Annotated in this window: 15 protein-coding genes; 9 read left to right on the top strand and 6 right to left on the bottom strand. The window is 42.1% G+C overall.

Going from position 1 to position 21,095, the window contains the following annotated elements; all coding sequences use genetic code 11:
- Position 1: 1 nt before the first annotated feature.
- Entirely contained in the window at positions 2–1,768 is a 1,767-nt protein-coding gene (locus tag BSCG_RS08695; protein WP_008776611.1) for a LysM peptidoglycan-binding domain-containing protein, read from the bottom strand.
- Between the two features lie 158 nt (positions 1,769–1,926).
- Here BSCG_RS08695 and uvrA point away from each other — a divergent pair, with 158 nt between their 5' ends.
- The 3 genes from uvrA to BSCG_RS08680 all read left to right on the top strand — a co-directional run bounded on the left by uvrA (position 1,927) and on the right by BSCG_RS08680 (position 6,993).
- Complete coding sequence (uvrA, locus tag BSCG_RS08690) at positions 1,927–4,752, top strand: excinuclease ABC subunit UvrA (RefSeq protein ID WP_004303626.1); 2,826 nt, start codon at positions 1,927–1,929, stop codon at positions 4,750–4,752.
- A 104-nt stretch (positions 4,753–4,856) separates the two neighbouring features.
- Positions 4,857–5,336, top strand: a complete 480-nt coding sequence (gene ybaK / locus BSCG_RS08685; protein WP_008776612.1) for a Cys-tRNA(Pro) deacylase — start codon at positions 4,857–4,859, stop codon at positions 5,334–5,336.
- A gap of 97 nt (positions 5,337–5,433) precedes the next feature.
- Positions 5,434–6,993, top strand: a complete 1,560-nt coding sequence (locus tag BSCG_RS08680; RefSeq protein WP_008022801.1) for a peptide MFS transporter — start codon at positions 5,434–5,436, stop codon at positions 6,991–6,993.
- Between the two features lie 72 nt (positions 6,994–7,065).
- Here BSCG_RS08680 and BSCG_RS08675 read toward each other — a convergent pair whose 3' ends face one another.
- Positions 7,066–7,563 (bottom strand): GNAT family N-acetyltransferase, encoded by a 498-nt coding sequence (locus BSCG_RS08675; protein ID WP_008776613.1) that lies wholly within the window; start codon positions 7,561–7,563, stop codon positions 7,066–7,068.
- A 165-nt stretch (positions 7,564–7,728) separates the two neighbouring features.
- On the opposite strand from BSCG_RS08675, the gene BSCG_RS08670 reads away from it, so the two are divergent.
- From BSCG_RS08670 to BSCG_RS08655, 4 genes are all read left to right on the top strand, one after another.
- A complete protein-coding gene (locus BSCG_RS08670) occupies positions 7,729–8,055 on the top strand; it encodes a PadR family transcriptional regulator (RefSeq protein WP_004312715.1) in 327 nt (108 codons plus the stop codon).
- A gap of 21 nt (positions 8,056–8,076) precedes the next feature.
- Positions 8,077–9,174, top strand: coding sequence for a PspC domain-containing protein (locus tag BSCG_RS08665; protein ID WP_008022796.1), 1,098 nt, complete (start codon positions 8,077–8,079; stop codon positions 9,172–9,174).
- Positions 9,175–9,326: 152 nt separating this feature from the next.
- Positions 9,327–10,325 carry an MBL fold metallo-hydrolase gene (locus BSCG_RS08660; RefSeq protein WP_008776615.1) on the top strand — a complete coding sequence of 333 codons (999 nt, stop codon included), beginning with the start codon at positions 9,327–9,329 and terminating at the stop codon, positions 10,323–10,325.
- Positions 10,326–10,343: 18 nt separating this feature from the next.
- Positions 10,344–10,850, top strand: a complete 507-nt coding sequence (locus BSCG_RS08655; RefSeq protein WP_004312718.1) for a flavin reductase family protein — start codon at positions 10,344–10,346, stop codon at positions 10,848–10,850.
- Between the two features lie 175 nt (positions 10,851–11,025).
- Here the strand turns inward: BSCG_RS08655 and BSCG_RS08650 are convergent, their stop codons facing one another.
- The 4 genes from BSCG_RS08650 to BSCG_RS08635 all read right to left on the bottom strand — a co-directional run bounded on the left by BSCG_RS08650 (position 11,026) and on the right by BSCG_RS08635 (position 18,132).
- On the bottom strand, positions 11,026–13,128 hold the full coding sequence (locus tag BSCG_RS08650) for an alpha/beta hydrolase family protein (protein WP_008776616.1): 2,103 nt from the start codon (positions 13,126–13,128) through the stop codon (positions 11,026–11,028).
- A gap of 48 nt (positions 13,129–13,176) precedes the next feature.
- Positions 13,177–14,508 (bottom strand): multidrug efflux MATE transporter BexA, encoded by a 1,332-nt coding sequence (gene bexA, locus BSCG_RS08645; protein ID WP_004309255.1) that lies wholly within the window; start codon positions 14,506–14,508, stop codon positions 13,177–13,179.
- An 84-nt stretch (positions 14,509–14,592) separates the two neighbouring features.
- Positions 14,593–16,446: a membrane protein insertase YidC gene (yidC, locus tag BSCG_RS08640; protein WP_008643796.1), complete on the bottom strand. Its 1,854-nt coding sequence runs from the start codon at positions 16,444–16,446 to the stop codon at positions 14,593–14,595.
- A gap of 60 nt (positions 16,447–16,506) precedes the next feature.
- The gene (locus BSCG_RS08635; RefSeq protein WP_004299973.1) at positions 16,507–18,132 is read right to left on the bottom strand and encodes a CTP synthase; all 1,626 of its coding nucleotides are present in this window, start codon (positions 18,130–18,132) and stop codon (positions 16,507–16,509) included.
- Between the two features lie 189 nt (positions 18,133–18,321).
- Between BSCG_RS08635 and BSCG_RS08630 the strand changes: the two genes are divergently transcribed.
- Both BSCG_RS08630 and BSCG_RS08625 read left to right on the top strand, forming a co-directional pair.
- Positions 18,322–19,830: a DUF3078 domain-containing protein gene (locus BSCG_RS08630; RefSeq protein WP_032849619.1), complete on the top strand. Its 1,509-nt coding sequence runs from the start codon at positions 18,322–18,324 to the stop codon at positions 19,828–19,830.
- Between the two features lie 253 nt (positions 19,831–20,083).
- Complete coding sequence (locus BSCG_RS08625) at positions 20,084–20,674, top strand: UpxY family transcription antiterminator (protein ID WP_004299971.1); 591 nt, start codon at positions 20,084–20,086, stop codon at positions 20,672–20,674.
- Positions 20,675–21,095: the final 421 nt, after the last annotated feature.

Below are 21,095 nucleotides of genomic sequence, written 5' to 3' on the forward strand. Positions count from 1 at the left end.
ATTATTCGAAGTCAAGTTTTACTAATTCAAAATTCTTAGTGAAACGTATGAAGAACACCTTTTTATTAATAAATCCTCCCCAGTTGTTTACACGCTCGAATTTGAATCCGGTCTGGATGGGAGTCAGGTTCATTTTAGGCAGATTGTTTTCCAGTTCCGAGCCATAAAGCGATAATCCTTTCAGGAAGAAGAAGCCGGTGTCAAAACCCAGCATTGCGTAATTAGGGTATTTGCTTGCCAAATCTTTGCTATACCATTTATGGTAAGCATTGGTAAACTGCACAGCTGCCGGGAACAACGTATTCGTATAGAATGAAGAATAGAAATATACATCCAATTCAAAGAAGTTTTCCAGATGATCTCTGGTATAGGTCTGCCATTCCGGATAGCCGAACAGATGAATATTCTCTGCAGGATTCTCTCTGACTAACAGCGTCAGTTGAGGAAGTATCTTAATTAGTAAGACGTTGTTGCCTGATGTCGGAATAAAGATGTTTTCTTTATCACTGCGGAGCGCTGCTTTCAACGTTTCTTTCGTTGCGCTTTCACTGACGGTTCTCATTGGAATTCCTTTACTTTTCAACTCTTGTTTCAAGCCGCTGATAAATTCCGCTTTCTCCTTATCAACGCTCGCCGGTTCTATGAAGATAACGTTTGCATTGGGAAATTGACGGGTGAAGTGCTCGTAAACTTCTGAATATAAGTAAGATTGAGGCGTATTGATCTGATAAACAGCCGGGTTGTTGAATACCTCTTCTCCTTTTTGAGAGAAAGGAATCACCAGGCGTATGTCGTTCTTCTCTGCGAAGTCGGACAATGGCTTTATTTGATTCTGATGCATCGGACCGAAGATGATATTCATACTTTTCATCTCGTTCTTGGCAAGAATTGTATTTAATGTAGAAACATCTTTTCCACAATCATATACATATAGATCAAGAGAAATACCTGTACGTTTCAGACTGTCTACTGCCATCAGGAAACCTTCGTAGTATTCCACCATGCGTTTGTCTTCCTGGAAAGGCAACAATAAGGCTGCTTTAATGGTAGACAGCTTTTGGGGAGTCTCTTTACTTTTGCGGAAAAGCTCGCTATTGCTGGGAGGAATAGCGTAAGGATCTTCCTTCTGTGTAGGTTGCACGGTCGTTGCTACCGGGTAAGGGATGCAAAGGAATTGTCCCTTTTTCATGCCTTTTTTCAGTTCCGGGTTAGCTGCAATTAACTCCTGCTCGCTGATTCCATATTCACGGCTCACGCTAAAAATAGTCTCTTTGCGTTTTACCTTATGCATATCCTTGCATTTCGGAACAACAGGACCTTGAATGGTGGTCTGTTCGGTAGGCGTTTGAGTTGCAGTAGCAGTTTGCTCTTCTTTTTTCTGTGGAATCAGGATAACCTGTCCGATACGGAAATTTTCGGCACTCAAACCGGGGTTTGCTTCACAAATATCTTTGGCGGATACATTATACATGGTTGTCAGTTTGTATAGTGTTTCTCCGGCTTGAATTGTATGGAATGTTTCTCCCTTCTGACTCTCTTTTCCCGTAGGAATTTTGATTGTCTGTCCGGCATAGATCTTTTCGTCACAGCCCGGATTCAGACGTATGATGTCTGATGTAGTGACATTATACATCTTGGAGATGGAGTATAAACTTTGTCCTTTTTCGATGGTATGCAAGAAATATGATTGGTTTTCCTGTGCATAACTGATAGCATATGAAACGCTTATAAAAAGCAGAAATAAGAATATACGGTTTATCGGTTTCATCAAATTATAACTATTGGTTCTTGAAATCAAGGAACAAAGGTACAAATAATGCCCTATATCTTCATAAGATTTGAGTTAAGAAAATAATATTGTGCTTTTTTAGGAGCATATTTCGGGCGGAAACATTAATTTTGCAACATTTATGGAAGGATATGAATATGCAGGAAACAGAATATATTAATGTGTACGGTGCGCGCGTGCACAATTTAAAGGATATTGATGCCGAAATTCCCCGTAACAGTTTGACTGTTATCACGGGATTGAGCGGTAGTGGAAAATCTTCTTTAGCCTTCGATACGATTTTTGCCGAAGGACAGCGTCGTTATATCGAAACTTTTTCAGCGTATGCCCGTAACTTCTTGGGCAATCTGGAACGTCCGGATGTCGATAAGATAACTGGTTTGAGTCCGGTTATCTCCATAGAACAGAAAACAACGAATAAAAATCCCCGTTCTACCGTAGGAACGACTACGGAGATATATGATTATCTCCGTTTGCTGTATGCCCGTGCTGGAGTGGCTTATTCGTATCTGTCGGGTGAGGAGATGGTGAAATATACCGAAGAGCAGATTCTGGACTTGATTCTGAAAGATTATAAAGGAAAGAAAATATATCTGCTGGCTCCGCTAGTTCGTTCACGTAAGGGACATTACAGGGAACTTTTCGAACAAATACGTAAAAAAGGATACCTGTATGTACGGGTGGACGGTGAAGTGCGTGAAATAACGCATGGCATGAAACTCGACCGCTATAAAAATCACGATGTAGAAGTGGTTATTGATAAATTAGTGGTAGCGGAGAAAGATGACCGGCGCTTGAAACAGAGTGTGGCAACCGCTATGCGCCAGGGAGATGGGTTGATGATGATTCTGGATGCCCAGTCTGAAAGCATCCGTCATTATAGTAAGCGGCTCATGTGTCCTGTCACCGGATTGTCTTATCGTGAACCGGCTCCGCATAACTTCTCATTCAATTCACCGCAAGGGGCATGTCCGAAGTGTAAGGGATTGGGAGTAGTCAATCAGATTGATGTGGACAAAGTGATTCCCGATCGTGAACTTTCCATTTATGAAGGAGCGATAGCACCTTTGGGAAAATATAAGAATGCGATGATTTTCTGGCAAATCGGTGCTTTGCTCGAGAAGTACGACGCAACACTGAAAACTCCGATAAAGGAGTTGCCGGACGATGCGATTGATGAAGTCTTGTACGGTTCTGACGAACGGATTAAAATCAAGAGTTCGCTGATCGGTACTTCCTCCGATTACTTTGTTACTTACGAAGGAGTGGTGAAGTATATTCAGATGTTGCAGGAAAAGGATGCTTCTGCAACAGCACAGAAATGGGCGGAACAATTTGCCAAAACAACGGTTTGTCCCGAATGTAAAGGGGCTCGTTTGAATAAAGAAGCTTTGCATTTTCGTATCCATGATAAGAATATCAATGAGTTGGCGAATATGGATATCAACGAGTTATACGACTGGTTGATGAAGGTGGATGAGTTCCTGTCCGATAAGCAGAAGAAAATATCGGTGGAGATTCTGAAAGAGATTCGCACACGTTTGAAGTTCTTGCTGGACGTGGGTCTGGATTATCTGGCATTGAATCGTAGCTCTGTTAGTCTTTCTGGTGGTGAGAGTCAGCGTATCCGCTTGGCTACACAGATTGGTTCGCAATTAGTGAATGTACTTTATATTCTCGACGAGCCGAGTATCGGTCTGCATCAGCGTGATAATCTGCGTCTTATCAACTCGTTGAAAGAACTCCGCGACATGGGGAACTCCGTGATTGTAGTGGAACATGATAAGGATATGATGTTAGCTGCCGACTATGTCATCGATATGGGTCCGAAAGCCGGACGTCTCGGAGGCGAAGTCGTTTTCGCCGGAACCCCGCAGGAGATGCTGAATACAGATACAATGACTTCGCAATATCTGAATGGCAAGATGAAGATAGAAATCCCTGCCAAGCGTAGAAAAGGAAATGGGAAATCTATCTGGCTGAAAGGAGCGAAGGGGAATAACCTGAAGAATGTAGATGTTGAATTTCCGTTGGGTAAACTGATTTGCGTAACTGGTGTATCAGGAAGTGGAAAATCCACCTTGATTAATGAAACTTTGCAGCCGATTCTTTCACAGAAATTCTATCGTTCTTTACAAGATCCTTTGGAATACGATTCGATTGAAGGGTTGGAAAATATAGATAAGGTAGTAGATGTGGATCAATCACCTTTGGGACGTACGCCACGCTCCAATCCTGCGACTTATACCGGTGTGTTTTCTGATATCCGTAACCTGTTTGTGGGTCTGCCGGAAGCTAAGATTCGTGGTTATAAACCGGGACGTTTCTCCTTTAATGTTGCAGGTGGGCGTTGTGAAGCATGTACGGGAAATGGTTATAAGACGATTGAAATGAATTTCCTTCCTGACGTATATGTGCCTTGTGAGGTTTGTCACGGTAAACGTTATAACCGGGAAACACTGGAAGTGCGTTTCAAGGGAAAATCAATTGCCGATGTACTTGACATGACGATCAACCGTGCTGTGGAATTCTTTGAAAATGTGCCGCAAATCTTGAATAAGATTAAAGTCTTGCAGGATGTCGGACTTGGGTATATAAAACTGGGACAATCTTCTACCACTCTTTCCGGTGGAGAAAGCCAGCGTGTGAAACTGGCAACGGAGCTATCAAAAAGAGATACGGGCAAAACTCTTTATATCCTTGACGAACCGACTACCGGACTTCATTTTGAAGATATCCGTGTATTGATGGGAGTATTGAATAAGCTGGTAGATAAAGGTAATACTGTTATCGTCATCGAGCACAATCTGGATGTGATTAAAATGGCGGATTATATTATCGATATGGGCCCTGAAGGTGGTAAGGGCGGGGGAGAACTCCTTAGTTACGGAACACCGGAAGAAGTTGCGAAGAGCCCTAAAGGATATACACCTAAGTTTCTTCGCGAAGAGCTGGGTCTCTAATTTAAATCATAGAGTGCCAACTTATCGGACAATCTTCGATGAGTTGGCACTTATCATATCATATTCTTTATTTATCAGATACAGAACTTATAAATACAACGAAAATGAAAATCAATAAAACAAATGCCGCACGGCTGTTAGATAAGGCTAAGATAGCCTATGAATTAATTCCCTACGAAGTAGATGAAAACGACTTGAGTGCTGTTCATGTGGCAGCAAGTTTAGGAGAGAACATCGAGCAGGTCTTTAAAACGCTTGTTCTGCACGGCGATAAAAGCGGATATTTTGTCTGTGTCATTCCGGGAGAACATGAAGTTGACTTGAAACTGGCAGCTAAAGCATCGGGTAATAAGAAGTGTGATTTGATTCCCGTAAAAGAACTTCTGCCACTTACCGGATATATCCGGGGAGGTTGTTCGCCTATCGGCATGAAGAAACATTTTCCTACTTATATCCATGAAACCAGCCGGGAGTTTCCGTATATTTATGTAAGTGCCGGTGTGCGGGGACTTCAGATAAAAATAGCTCCGGAAGATTTGATTCGTGAATCCAGAGCAGAAATTTGTCGTTTATTTGAGGAGTAGTTTAACAAATCATTGTGCAAAAACTCAAGAAAAAGTATATATTTGCAAGAAATATTTATTTAAATCAATCATTTATTAATTCTAAAAACTTATATCTATGTTCAGTAAACACCCTAAAGGTCTGATTGCTGCAGCTTTAGCTAATATGGGAGAGCGTTTTGGCTTCTATATTATGATGGCGATTTTGACATTGTTTATTTCAGCGAAATTTGGATTGTCCGAGACAACTACCGGATACATTTATTCCGCGTTCTATGCTTCCATTTATATTTTAGCTTTGGCGGGAGGTGTTATTGCTGATAAGACGAAAAATTTTAAAGGCACTATTTTAGTAGGGCTGATATTAATGGCTATCGGTTATTTGATTATTGCCATTCCTACTCCGACCCCTGTTCCTAGTATGGCTCTTTACTTGGGATTAACCTGTTTCGGACTTTTGGTGATTGCTTTTGGTAATGGTTTATTTAAAGGAAATCTGCAGGCTTTGGTAGGCCAGATGTACGATGACCCTAAATATTCAAACCTACGTGATGCCGGTTTCCAGATATTTTATATGTTTATCAATATTGGGGCTGTTTTTGCACCGTTTATTGCTATTGGTGTGCGCAACTGGTGGCTGAAGGTGAACAATTTTGATTATGATGCCACTTTACCTGAATTGTGCCATCAATATTTAGAAAAAGGAAATGATATGGCTCCACAAGCAATGGAGAATCTGACAACTTTGGCTAAGAGTGTTGTTCTTGACGGGACTCCTGTAACAGATATGGGTATGTTTGTTAATAACTACCTTGATGTATTTAACCGTGGTTTTCAGTATGCTTTTATGGCTGCTATTGGTGCTATGCTTGTTTCGCTGATTATTTATATGGCAAATAAGAAACGCTTCCCGGATCCTGCGACTAAATTGGAAACCAGTAAAGGTACTGCGACTGTGAATAAGGAAGAAATCCAAATGAGCGCTACTGAAATCAAACAACGTATCTATGCTTTGTTTGCAGTATTCGGTGTTGTTATTTTCTTCTGGTTATCTTTCCACCAGAATGGTTATTCTTTGACTTATTTTGCCCGTGACTATGTGGATTTGAGTGTTATTAATATCGACTTAGGTTTTACGCAGATCAAGGGAGCTGAAATATTCCAGAGCGTTAATCCGTTCTTCGTTGTATTCCTGACTCCATTTATCATGTGGATGTTCGGCTCAATGAAAAAGAATGGTAAAGAACCTTCTACCCCGATGAAGATTGCCATCGGTATGGGTATTGCCGCATTAGCGTATGTATTCTTGATGGTATTCTCCTTTACATTGCCTTCGAAAGAGGTGTTGGGTACTATGAGTGCTGCTGAAATAAATGCTATTCGTGTGACTCCGTGGATTATGATCGGTCTGTATTTCATCCTTACAGTTGCCGAATTGTTCATTTCTCCTCTGGGATTATCGTTTGTATCTAAGGTTGCTCCTCCTCATTTGCAGGGATTAATGCAAGGTTGCTGGTTGGCTGCAACAGCTGTGGGTAATTCACTGCTGTTTATCGGTGGTATTCTTTATACCACTGTTCCTATCTGGGCTTGCTGGTTAGTATTTGTAGGCGCAACAGGTGCTTCTATGATTGTAATGCTTTCAATGGTAAAATGGTTGGAACGCGTAGCGAAATAGAATCCCGTCATTGACTAAATAACAAAATGCCCCGGAACATTCACGATACTTGTTCCGGGGCATTTTGGTTTATTAAATATCCAATCCCATAATATAATCATTCATATAATACCCGTTGCCAATCGGGAAATCACCTTCCCGTAACTTTCTCATTCCCATGTATTCGTAAAACTGCAAGGCTTTATTGTTACGATTCACGTTAAGTTCCATCAGACAAGGTTCCGGGTGCATCTCCTTGATGCATTTGATTGCTTCCTTAAATAAGAAACTACCGCAATGCGTACCCTGAAAGCGGGGGAGAACATAGATTTTCTGAAGATGGAATACATCTTTTTCCTGTTGCTGCACAGAGACGTATCCGCATGGCTCATTCTCTTTATAGGCGATGGAATACACATGCCCTTCTTCTTCCATTTGCTTGCGCACATTGGAAGGAGCATACATCCAGTCCATCATATAATCCAGTTGTTCAGGAGATAAAATATCCTTGTAGGTGGCGGGGAATACCTCCTTTGCCATCATATGAATAAGCTCGCAATCGGCTACCGTTGCTTTTCGAATTGTAAACATACGTACTTTCTATTTTATGGTTTAACGGGCACAAATATAACCATTATTTCTTTTTATAATAAGGTAAGCACTCTCTAATGTTTTAATTATTATTAATTTATAGTACTTTGTAATGCAAGGTACTTAAGTAATGCATATATTTGTGCCATCTAAAAGAAGTGAATAATGAAAGTAGACAATGTAAAATCACAGATGAGGAAAGGCATGCTTGAATATTGCATCATGCTTTTGCTGCACAAAGAGCCTGCCTATGCTTCTGATATTATTCAGAAATTGAAAGAAGCCCAGCTGATTGTAGTGGAAGGCACCTTGTATCCGTTGCTGACCCGTCTGAAAAATGATGACCTGTTAAGTTATGAGTGGGTGGAATCTACCCAGGGACCTCCCCGCAAGTACTATAAACTCACTGAACAAGGAGAAACCTTTTTGGGAGAACTGGAAATTTCCTGGAAAGAACTTAACGACACAGTGAATCATATAGCCAATAGATAATTCGAAAAAGAAGAAATAAAAATGAAAAAGACATTGACCATAAATTTAGGAGGAATAGTTTATCATATAGATGACGATGCCTACCGACTGTTAGACAATTATCTGTCTAATTTGAAACATTATTTTCGTAAACAGGAGGGTGCGGAAGAAATTGTAGACGATATTGAGATGCGTATTGCCGAACTGTTTGCCGAGAAAGTAACTGAAGGAAAACAGGTCATCACAGTTTCGGATGTAGAAGAAATTATCGCCCGCGTAGGCAAACCGGAAGATTTTGGTATTGCTGACGAGGATACAGATTCACAGAAAAGAACGGAGCAAGCATCGTCCGCTAATCAAAGTAATACGCAAACCTCTGCCCAACGTCGCTGGTTCCGTGATCCGGATAATAAATTGTTGGGTGGTGTGGCAGCAGGACTGGCAGCTTACTTCGGTTGGGACATCACATTGGTGCGTATCCTGATGATTATTCTGGTGTTTGTGCCTTATTGTCCGATGATTATCCTTTATGTTATCGGATGGCTCGTTATTCCGGAAGCCCGTACCGCCGCAGAAAAGTTAAGTATGCGTGGAGAAGCGGTAACCATTGAGAATATTGGCAAAACAGTGACAGACGGCTTCGAACGGGTAGCAGATGGGGTTAATAATTATGTGAACTCCGGTAAACCTCGTACCTTTCTTCAAAAGATAGGCGATGTATTTGTTTCCATTGCTGCCGTCCTCTTTAAGATATTTCTGGTAGCTCTTGTCATTCTTTGTTGCCCTGTCTTGTTCGTATTGGCTGTCGTATTGGTAGCGTTGGTATTTGCGGCAATTGCTGTGGCAGTCAGTGGAGGAGCTTTACTTTATGAATTGTTGCCTGCCATCGACTGGATGCCGGTTGCTTCCGTCTCTCCTATGATGACATTATTAGGTACGATTGCCGGAGTTGCCCTCATTGGTATTCCATTAGGAGCTTTCTTGTATACTATCTTGCGCCAGCTATTCCATTGGTCGCCAATGGGAACAGGTTTGAAATGGTCGTTACTGATTTTATGGATATTGGGTGCGGTCATTATGGTTATCAATCTTTCTGCTCTTGGCTGGCAACTGCCTCTGTATGGGCTACACTGCTGTTAACTAAGCCTCATTCTATTAAAAAAGGATAATATTTATTCTTTTATAAGTAAATGTACCCCGATAGTGTGTCCGGGGTACATTTTTTGTTTTCCCTTATTCATCGTAAATCGAGATTTTTTAGTAAGTTTGTAAATACGTATTCAGGAAATAAAATGGGTGAACATATATGTTTTAGGAGAAACGAACGTTTAGCGACAGTCAATCCTTATTGGAGAGGAAATCCGATGGTGCGCGGACGTTTTTTTAACAGGCAGCATCGCTTCCGTCCGGGGATGGGCAGCGTGTTGAAATGGCGTCTTTCGCCCAATCCCCAACGCAAAGAGAAGAAGACGGTGAAATGGGACCCGAAAGTTTGTTATCTTCGCTCATTGGATGCGATGGTAGGAGATTCTCTGATATGGCTCGGACATAATTCTTTCTTTCTTCAATTAGCAGGTAAGCGAATCATGTTCGATCCGGTGTTCGGCAGTATTCCTTTTGTGAAAAGACAGAGCGAATTTCCTGCTAATCCTGATATATTTACGGAGATTGATTATCTACTTGTCAGTCATGACCATTTCGACCATTTGGATAAACAGAGTATAGCCCGCTTACTGAAGAACAACCCGCAAATGAAACTTTTCTGCGGCTTGGGAACCGGTGAACTGATTCAGGGATGGTTCCCTGAAATGAAAGTGATTGAAGCCGGATGGTATCAACAAATGGAAGATGAAGGATTGAAGATCACGTTTCTGCCGGCACAACACTGGAGCAAACGTTCCGTACGCGATGGCGGTCAGCGACTGTGGGGAGCTTTTATGCTGCAAGGAAATGGGATTTCTCTTTATTATAGTGGTGATACGGGTTATTCCAGCCATTTTCGTGAGATTCCCGATCTGTTCGGAGCACCGGATTATGCTTTGTTAGGTATCGGTGCATACAAACCTCGCTGGTTTATGCGTCCCAACCATATATCGCCATACGAATCCTTGACTGCTGCCGAAGAAATGAATGCAGGTCTTACCATTCCCATGCATTATGGCACATTCGACTTGTCTGACGAGCCTTTGCACGATCCTCCGAAAGTTTTTGCAGCAGAAGCAAAGAAACGGAAGATTCCAGTGGAGATTCCCTATTTGGGAGAGATTGTAAAATTGAAAAAACAGAAATAATTAGAAACGAATAAAGAGATGAAGAAATTAGAAGTAAAAGACCTGAAAGAAAACTTTTTCGAAGCGATTGGAAAAGAGTGGATGCTGGTTACGGCCGGAACAAAAGAGAAGTTTAACACGATGACAGCAAGTTGGGGTGGCATCGGTTGGCTGTGGAATAAACCGGTTGCTTTCGTTTTTATCCGTCCCGAACGGTATACATACGAGTTTGTAGAGGAGAACGATTACCTGACACTTTCTTTCTTGGGAGAAGAAAATAAGAAAATTCACGCTATTTGTGGCTCCAAGTCGGGACGTAATATAGATAAAGTAAAAGAAACTGGATTGAAACCAGTGTTTACAGAAAATGGCAATGTGTTGTTTGAGCAGGCACGATTGAGCCTGGAGTGTAAGAAGCTTTATGCTGACGGTATCAAACCGGAATGTTTTCTGGATAAGGAATCATTGGAAAAGTGGTACGGTGGTGCTCATGGCGGTTTCCACAAGATGTATATTGTAGAAATTGAAAATATTTATTCGGAGTAAGATTTAGCCGATTTATGATGGATGCAATGGAGAAGGCTCTGAACTCAAGTAGATTGAGAACAGAGCCTTCTTTTATTTTACTTTATTGGAAAGTCGTTAAGCACAGATTATATGAAATATGCAGTTTTAGTGAATCAAATGACTGTGAGATTCGTATAATCCGTGCTTTAAAATTTTACTTAGATGGAGCTTTCTTCACCCATTTGTCCAGCCATTCGAAGAATGTGCGTTGCCATAGAACCCCATTCTGCGGTTTCAATACCCAGTGGTTTTCATCCGGATAAATCAGCAACTCTGCAGGAACACCACGCATCACGGCAGCATCGAAAGCAGCCATTGCCTGATTAGCCAGAATACGGTAGTCTTTTTCTCCATGAATACAGAGGATAGGCGTATCCCATTTCTCCACGAATAGGTGAGGAGAGTTGGCAAACGTACGTTGTGCCACCGGGTTTTGTTTTTCCCAGTATGCGCCTCCCATATCCCAGTTGGCAAACCATTTCTCTTCAGTTTCCAGATATTGCATTTCCATATTGAAGATACCATCGTGGGCAATGAATGCTTTGAATCGTTTGTCATGATGTCCTGCCAACCAGTATACGGAGAATCCTCCGAAGCTGGCACCTACACATCCCAAGCGATCTTTGTCCACATACGGCTCTTTTGCCATTTCATCGATAGCAGTGAAGTAATCCTTCATACACTGGCCACCGTAATCGCCGCTAATCTGTTCGTTCCATTCCACACCGAATCCCGGCAAACCGCGACGGTTCGGAGCAACGATGATATAATCATTAGCTGCCATAATCTGGAAGTTCCAGCGATAAGACCAGAACTGGCTTACCGGACTCTGCGGACCTCCTTCGCAGAACAGTAAAGTCGGATATTTCTTGTTCGGATCAAACTGTGGAGGATAAATCACCCATGTCAACATCTGTTTACCATCTGTTGTTTTCATCCAGCGACCTTCCACTTTACCCATTTCCAACTGGTCATAGATTTGTTTGTTCTCCTGTGTCAGTTGAGTGGTAGAACCATCCAGTGCCACAGAGTAAATCTCATCACCCATACTCATTGAATGACGTTTCGCAATCAGCTTATCTCCGAAAAGAGCTACCCCTTCGTAATCATACATTCCTGAAGTAATAGCCTTTACCGAATCATTTGCCAGGTCAAGCGCATAAATTTGTGATTCTCCATGCCACACACCTGTGAAATAGATCACTTTTGCATCTGCTCCCCAAACAAAGGCATCCACATTCGATTCGAATGCCTTACTCACAAAACGCTTCTCGCCAGTTTCCAGGTTCATGATGAACAGACGGTTCAGATCAGCTTCGTATCCGTCACGTTCCATGCTTTGCCAGGCAATATACTTGCCGTCCGGTGAGTATTGCGGATTGGTATCATATCCTTTGTTCTCTTCAGTAATATTTTCCGTTTTCTTGGTGTTCAGGTCATATACATAAATATCCGAATTGGTAGAAATCGCATATTCCAGTCCCGTCTTTTTGCGGCAAGTATAAGCCACTTTGTCCGAGGTTGTATTCCAGGCAAGTTGTTCGATGCCACCCCAAGGCTTCATCGGACTTTCATACGGTTCGTCGTTCAGAATATCCACGATATTGGAAATGCCGTTACCATCAAAGTCGGCAACAAAAGGATGCGGAGCGGTCGTCACCCATTCATCCCAATGTTTGTACATCAGGTCGGTAACGATGATACCGGTAGCTTTCGGCAGGTCCGGATACTTATCAGCAGTGCTTTCTTTCGTCTTTACTTGTGAAATAAACAGCAGTTTTTTGCCATCCGGTGAGATGGAATATCCTTCAATATCTCCGTCGTAGTTGGTCAGCTGCTTGCGCCCGCTACCATCCGGATTCATTTCATAAAGCTGGCTGCTTCCGTTGTCATTGCTTAAGAATGCCAGTTTGGTGCCTCCTTTAATCCAAGTCACCTCATTTTCCTGATACGGGGTACGAGTGATTTGTTGGTTTTCGCTTCCGTCTGCGTTCATCACGAAAACTTCGCGGTTACTTTTGTTTTCCGGTACGCTGTAATACGCTACCGTATACGCAATTTTCTTTCCGTCGGGCGATACGGCGAATCCGCCGATACGTCCCATAGCCCAAAGTGCTTCGGGAGTCATGCGCTTCCCTTCGATCTTAATATCCGATTTCTCGATAAGCACCTGATCTGTCTTGCCTGCGTCTTTGGTTCCTCCGCAGGCAGCTAACAACATTGCCGCCGACATCATAATTAAATTAGCTTGTCTCATATATTTTATAAAATGTTTATTTTCTTGCGAAGATAGTGAAAAAAGGATTTAAATCTTCTTTTTCTGCCAGTTTCCTTTCTTCATATACCAGTAGCAGAACATCAGCGTGAAAATACCATATACGCATTCCGTTGTCCAGGCAAATGCGACGTCCATCCGCAGGTACATGATGAAATATGCAGAGTATGTGACGTAGATAGCCAATACACAAAGTTCCATAGCCAGTGCAGTCCGCGTATTCCCTGTACCTGATACCGATTGGAAATAAACATTGGCAGGCACCAGCACCAGATAGGCAGAACACAATACCCATAGTGAAGGCACGGATGCTGCTCTCAAATCCGGCATATCTGTATAAATACGTAGGATCAGATCCGGAAATAGACAGAAGAATATCAGAATTGGCAATACAAATATATATCCAATGCGAATGTGCTGCCTGATAGTACCCCGTACACAATCCTGTTCACCTGCACCGATCAGATTGCTGACCAATGAACCACAGGTGGATGCAAATGCCATTGCAATCATAAACGGGATTCCCGACACGTTTCGGATAATGTTCGCGATTGCCAAAGAGCGCTCTCCCAAATGTTCCACAAATAGAAAGAACATAAACCAGGTAGACAAAGAAACAAAGTTCTGAATCATTGTCCACACAGAAACATTCAGTATTCGTTTCAGTGTTTTCCCTTGGAACTTAGGCAGTATATTCAATGCATACTTCCTGCAGTCAATCCGCTTCCAGGTATAGATGATAAAGAAAATCACCGATACCATTTCAGCCAGCGAAGAGCCGATAGCAGCACCGGCAATTCCCAATTGCGGGAAACCGAATTTACCGAAAATCAGGATATAATTGAATACCACATTCGAAAGTACCATCACAATAGAGTTCAAAGTCAGCGTCTTGGTTTGTGTCGTACCTACAAAGAAGGCGCGGAACATCACCATGATGAAAGAGAAGAAGAACCCGTACACACGCCAATGAATATAACTTTCGGCTGCATCATAAATATGAGGAGACGAAATGATATTCTTGAGGATATATGGTGAGAATACGATGGAGAACGTGAATAAAATCACTGCCATGGCAAGCAGGAAATATATGCCCTGATAAAAAATGGGTCCGATTTCCTTGTAGTTTCCTTCTCCATTGCGACGCGCAATTAATATCTGGGCACCGATGCTGAAACCGAATGCCATCATGAAAATGGCAAGGTAATATACACCTGCAATGGCGGAAGCACCTAATTCGATTTCTCCGACACGTCCCAGAAAAGCAGTGTCCGTCATACCAATCATCTGTTCCATAATCAGACTGATTAGGATAGGGTAGGAGATTGTCCAGATTTGTTTATAAGAATATTTAGTTTTCATCTTATTTTATTTTTTAGAGAAAGAAAGCCGGGCAACCAAAATAGGATGTCCGGCTTTCTTAGAATATGATTCAGGAATTACTCCTTATTTTTTATTCTGTCTTTGCTGCTGCAATTGCTCTTGTTGCTTTTGCATCGCCTCCAGGCGAGCAGCAAATCCGGTCTTTTTCATTTGTTTCGGGTCTTTCTTTTTCGCTTCAAGAATAGCCAACAATTTAGTTTCGTCAGTCGTTCTACGAAGCAGAATCATAGTACCCACACTAATCAGCGTTGACACGAAGTAGTAATAGTTCAAACCTGACGGATAATCGTTCAAGACGAACAAGAACATAATCGGCATCAGATACATCATCCATTTCATAGCCGCCATTTGTGGCTGCGCTCCGGTATCCTGCATAGACATTGTGTACTTTGTGTTCAAGATGTTTGTCAACGTCATCAGCAAGCAGAACAAGCTAAGGTGATTGCCAAGGAACGGGATATGGAACGGGAATGTGATGATAGCGTCATAAGTAGAAAGGTCGTCCGCCCACAAGAAACTCTGTTGACGCAGTTCGATAGCACTCGGCACGAACATAAACAAAGCCATCAGGATAGGGAACTGCAATAACATCGGCAGACAGCCACCCATCGGGCTTACCCCGTATTGGCTGTAAAGGCTCATCACCTCCTGCTGTTTCTTCATTGCATCTTCCTGCTTGGGATATTTCTTGTTGATTTCATCAATTTTCGGTTTCAATACACGCATCTTGGCAGAAGACATGTACGTTTTCCAGGTAGCCGGATAAACCAGCACTTTCACCATAATAGTCAGAATCAACAGAACGATACCCATGCTCAATCCCCAGCCGGACAACCAGTCGAATACGTTGATCGTGATAAACTGGTTAATCCAGCGAATCAGCGGCCAACCCAGGTAAACCAGTCGGTGAAGCTCCCATTTCTCGTCACGTCCTTTATCCAGCGCTTTCAGCGTCTTGAAGTGGTTCGGACCGAAGTAGAAGTACATCTCTGTCGGTTCTTTGCCTGACGGATCAAAGAAAGTATTCATTTCAGCAGAATAATCTTTGATATATCCGCTTCCCTGTTGTTCCATTTTTGACTTAACGGAAACCTTGTCGAAATCCTGTTCAGCGATAAATACAGACGAGAAGAACTGATTCTTGAAAGCTACCCAATCAATGCGTCCCGGCAAATCCTGACTGTCATCTTTGGCAGCAGACAAGTTGTCTACATTGTCACCTGTTACTTTATAAGTCAGTTCCGACAGACGATTCTCATAAGTGAATCCTTTTTCCAGTTGGCGGGCACGTTGTGACCAGTCGATGTCCACATACTTAGTACTAGCCAACTTGTCTTCCATGCCTGTCGCTTTGATTTCAAAGTTCATCAGGTAGCTATCCGGTTTCAGCGTATAGATGAAATCGATATAGCTTGCGCTATCCGCAGCCAGACGCATTGTAACACTACTGTCCGTCTTGTTCACAGCTTCAAAGAAATAATCTTTGGTCTGGATGGCTCCTGCCTTGTTGTAAAAGTTGAAGTTCATCGAAGCATCGTCACCGTCGAACAACATGACCGGCGTCTTTTTGTCTTGTGCCATATAATCTTTCAGCATGGCTGAATAGACACGTCCGCCTTTGGTTGTGAAAGTGATTTCCGCTACATTATTCTGGATGCTGATTTTAGAGTCGGTTCCATGCAAGGCATTGAAAAACAAAGCAGAAGAATCGGCAGCCGATGCCACCTCTTTTTGACTGTTAGCCAGTGCAGCTTCCGTTTTAGCCTTCAACGCTTCCTCCTGCTGCTGTACCACGGCAATAGAATCGTAGTATTTTTTTTGCGCAGCTATCTGTTCCTCGCTTGGACGGCTCAAAAAACTGAATCCTACCAATAATATACCTATCAGAACGAGACCTGTGATGGTGTTTTTATCCATTCTTATTTTAATTACAAATTATATAAATTACAAACTACCGGTTGTTTACCACGTATCGCGTTAGCCGTTCACCGTTGCTTTTTCGTTTTCGATGGCAGCTTTCACAAATGCAACGAACAACGGATGAGGGTTCAGTACCGTACTGCCATATTCCGGATGGAACTGTGTGCCGACAAACCATTTCAAAGTCGGGATTTCAACGATTTCTACCAGATCCGATTCCGGGTTGATACCTACACATTTCATGCCGGCAGCTTCATATCGGTCTTTATAATCATTGTTGAACTCATAGCGATGGCGGTGACGTTCCTGAATATGTTCCTGTCCGTAAGCCTGATATGCTTTCGAACCTTTCTGCAATACACATTCGTAAGCACCCAGACGCATCGTACCACCCATATTGGTGATTGCTTTCTGCTCTTCCATGATATCAATCACGTTGTGCGGAGTCTTTTCATCCATTTCACGTGAGTTGGCATCTGCGTATCCTAGTACGTTGCGTGCAAACTCAATAGCAATACATTGCATACCCAGACAAATACCGAAAGTCGGAATGTCATGTGTACGTGTATATTTGATAGCGACAAACTTGCCGTCGATACCCCGTTGACCGAATCCCGGACCAATCATTACGCCCGCCATACCTTTCAAAGCTTCAGCTACATTCTCATCTGTCAGTTTCTCGCTGTTTACGAAATGAACTTCCACTTTGCGGTCATTGTAAGTACCCGCTTGCGATAAAGCTTCACGGATAGATTTGTAAGCATCCTGCAAATCGTATTTTCCAACCAGTGCAATATTGATCGGTTCTTTAGTCTCTGCAGCGTGACGACGTTCCAGGAATTTACGCCATGGACCGAGTCCCGGAGTTTCTCCTACCGGCAGTCCCATCTTTTCGAGGATAGTGCTGTCCAGCCCTTGCGCTTGCATCAGGATAGGTACTTCGTAAATTGTTTCCGCATCAATAGATTGCACAACGGCTTTATCGTCTACATTACAGAATTGTGCCACTTTCTTACGCAGTCCGTCACTTAGCGGATGCTCGGCACGCAGTACCAGTACATCCGGCTGAATACCCACACTTTGGAGTTCCTTTACAGAATGTTGCGTCGGTTTTGTTTTCAATTCTCCGGCAGCAGCAAGATAAGGCACATAGGTCAAGTGTACGCAAAGAGCGTTCTTACCGAGTTCCCATTTCAACTGACGGATACTTTCGAGGTAGGGGAGTGATTCGATGTCACCTACCGTACCACCGATTTCAGTAATCACAAAATCAAACTTGTATTTATTACCAAGCAGTTTTACATTCCGTTTGATCTCGTCTGTGATGTGAGGAATCACCTGGATCGTTTTACCCAGATAATCTCCACGACGTTCCTTGTCAATGACGCTCTTGTAGATACGTCCCGTAGTAATGTTGTTCGCCTTTGTCGTTTGTATACCCAGGAATCGCTCATAGTGTCCCAAGTCGAGGTCGGCTTCGTGTCCGTCTACGGTTACATAGCACTCTCCGTGCTCATAAGGGTTCAATGTTCCCGGGTCGATGTTGATATACGGGTCAAACTTCTGGATGGTTACATTATAACCTCTTGCTTGCAGCAACTTACCGATGGATGATGAGATGATCCCTTTTCCTAAAGAAGAGGCAACACCACCGGTGACGAAAATATACTTTGTTTCTCCCACAGCTATAACTGTTTTAATAATTGTTTACTTAGTAGTATTCTTACGAACTTAAAAACCGCAAAATTATAAAAAAAAGAGGAAGATTACAGTCTTTCGTCTCCACAATTTTATTAAAAAATGCAATTTTAAAAGAATCCTATGATTTCTGAACAAAATAATGTAGCTTTGCACTCTAAACCATAGACAAATATGATGAGAATTACTACTTTATGTTCAGCGTTTATTCTGTCAATCTTATCGTTATCGCTTTTTGCACAGGAATCTGTCGATCCCTCTCCACTTCCGACTGACTCTCTGCAGCCTGCTCCTGAAGCGATTAAACCTGCCAAAACGGTTAAATCTTCAACAGTTGTGGCAAAAGCCAGAGTTGTGAAAGCAGATACGCTTTCGGCGGAGCTTCAGAAATATTTGATGCTTAAACTGAATATGTCGGGGCCGACTCCGAAACTGGATACCGTTTCTTATTTATATAATAAGTATGTCGCGCAATTAGATTATTTGAACGACCTGTCTGTGCCGCCACGTTATATTCCGTCTGATCCCGATTATTTTCGTCTGTTCACACCATTGGCATATTATTATGCTCCGATGGCACAATATTCGAAATTGGAATGGAAGCCTATGCAATGGGACACCACTCCTCAACTGACAGCGGAACTTCTGCCTTATGATACCCTGGCATTTACCAAAACCCAGCGTGCCGAGAAAATAGTGAACAGTGCATTGATGGATCTTTATTTGGAACGTCCGAACTTGGTTGTCACTACAGAAGACCGCATCATGAGTCGTGATGTATTCCGTCACGATGTGAAGCCGAAAATATCTCCCAAAGCAAACGTTATTCATCTGTTTCAACCGGAAAATATGGATGATAATGTAGGGAAAGCCAATATGAAGATTAGTCGGCCGAACTGGTGGGTGACCGGAGGTAACGGATCGTTGCAGATCAGTCAGAACCACCTTTCGGATAACTGGTATAAGGGAGGTGAAAGTAACTTCTCCGGATTAGCCACTTTTCAGATTTTTGCCAACTATAATGACAATGAAAAGGTGCTGTTTGAGAACCAGCTGGAAGCTAAAGTAGGTATGACTTCCACTCCGTCAGATGAATACCATAAATATCTGTTCAATACAGACCAATTTCGTTTGTATAATAAATTAGGTTTGAGAGCTTTCAAGAATTGGTATTATACCATTTCGTCCGAGTTTAAGACACAGTTTTTCAACGGATATAAAGCTAACAGCGAAGAATTGGTTTCATCTTTCATGTCTCCGGCAGATTTGGCGGTCAGTGTCGGTATGGATTATAAATTGAGTAAGAAGAAATTTAATCTTTCTGTGTTTATGGCGCCGTTGACTTATAACTTGCGTTATATCGGTAATTCTGAAGTAGACGAAACAAAGTTTGGCTTAGACAAAGGAAAATGCTCTAAAAACGACTTTGGTTCCCAGTTGCAATCCACATTGAGCTGGACCATCATCTCTGCAGTAACTTTAGAGTCTCGTCTCAATTATCTGACCAACTATCATTGGGCACGTGTAGAATGGGAAAATACATTCAACTTCGTTTTGAACCGTTATCTTTCTACCAAGCTCTATATACATACCCGTTTTGACGATAGCTCGAAACCGACTGAAGGAGATAGCTTTTTTCAGTTGAAAGAATTGCTTAGCTTCGGTATCAATTATAAGTGGTAAGTAAGAAATAGAGATCAGGCGCGGAAATTCTGCGCCTGATTTGTTTAGGGATGTTGTATAAAATATGGGTGGTAAAATAGAACCAATGTGATAGCGGATTTTTCACGTCCAAGATAGTCTTAACTGTATATTTCTATTTGTGTGTAAAAAAAGAAAGCGTTTTTTCTTGTTTACTATTTATAATTTTATCTATCTTTGTCACCGAATTCAATCCATTGCCTAAGGGGTATGGAAAAATGAGGGGTAAAAATACATGATCATTAAGAAAAATGACGATCGAAATCTTCTGCCAACAGATGTGATTGGCAGCAGCGTAGCGCGCTCAAAACGTTGGTTGGTGGCAATCGTACGTATTTGTCACGAGAAAAAAACGGGTGAGCGGCTTACGAAAATGGGGATCGAAAATTTCCTTCCAATTCAACAAGAAGTTCATCAATGGAGCGACCGCCGTAAAATTGTCGACCGGGTACTGCTTCCGATGATGATTTTCGTTCACGTTGATCTGCAAGAACAAAAAGAAGTCCTGACTTTATCTTCTATCAGCCGTTACATGGTATTACGTGGGGAGAGTACTCCGGCTGTTATTCCTGATCAACAAATGTTGCGATTTAAGTTTATGCTCGACTACTCGGATGAGACGATTAGCATGAGTACATCGCCATTGGCTCCGGGAGAGAAAATACGGGTAATCAAGGGACCATTGGCAGGATTGGAAGGGGAATTAGTACATGTGAATGGGAAATCGAAAGTTGCTGTTCGATTGACAATGTTAGGGTGTGCATGTGTAGATATACCGGCTGGGTGTGTAGAGCCGGTATCTGAAAATGGGGATTTACGTGATTGAGTAATCAATCTATTTTATAGGGGTATGGGGATTTTACTGCAAAAATGTAATGAAAGTCTGTAAAATAGCAGGCAGTCTATCTGACATCGGTAACCAAACAGTGGATATATTTATCGATGACCTCTCTCAAAAATAAAAATCCATAAAGTATTATGAATTATATCTTTACAAAAGATATAGTGTAGAAATGTATGTACGTATCGAAAGATGAAGGGATTCTCTGTTGGGCTACACCAACATGGAAATCGTAGTCATAGTCCTTGTACTGATCATAATCAATCAGATAAATCAAATTTCGAAATATTATTTTATTCATTTATACTATAATGGAAAAAACATTGAAGGACATAGTGCAATATGTCCGCAAAAATTATTTCAGTTATTGGGTTATTTTAGGTATTGACACGGCAATTTCTGTATC

Source organism: Bacteroides sp. 2_2_4 (assembly GCF_000157055.1).
Taxonomy (GTDB): domain Bacteria; phylum Bacteroidota; class Bacteroidia; order Bacteroidales; family Bacteroidaceae; genus Bacteroides; species Bacteroides ovatus.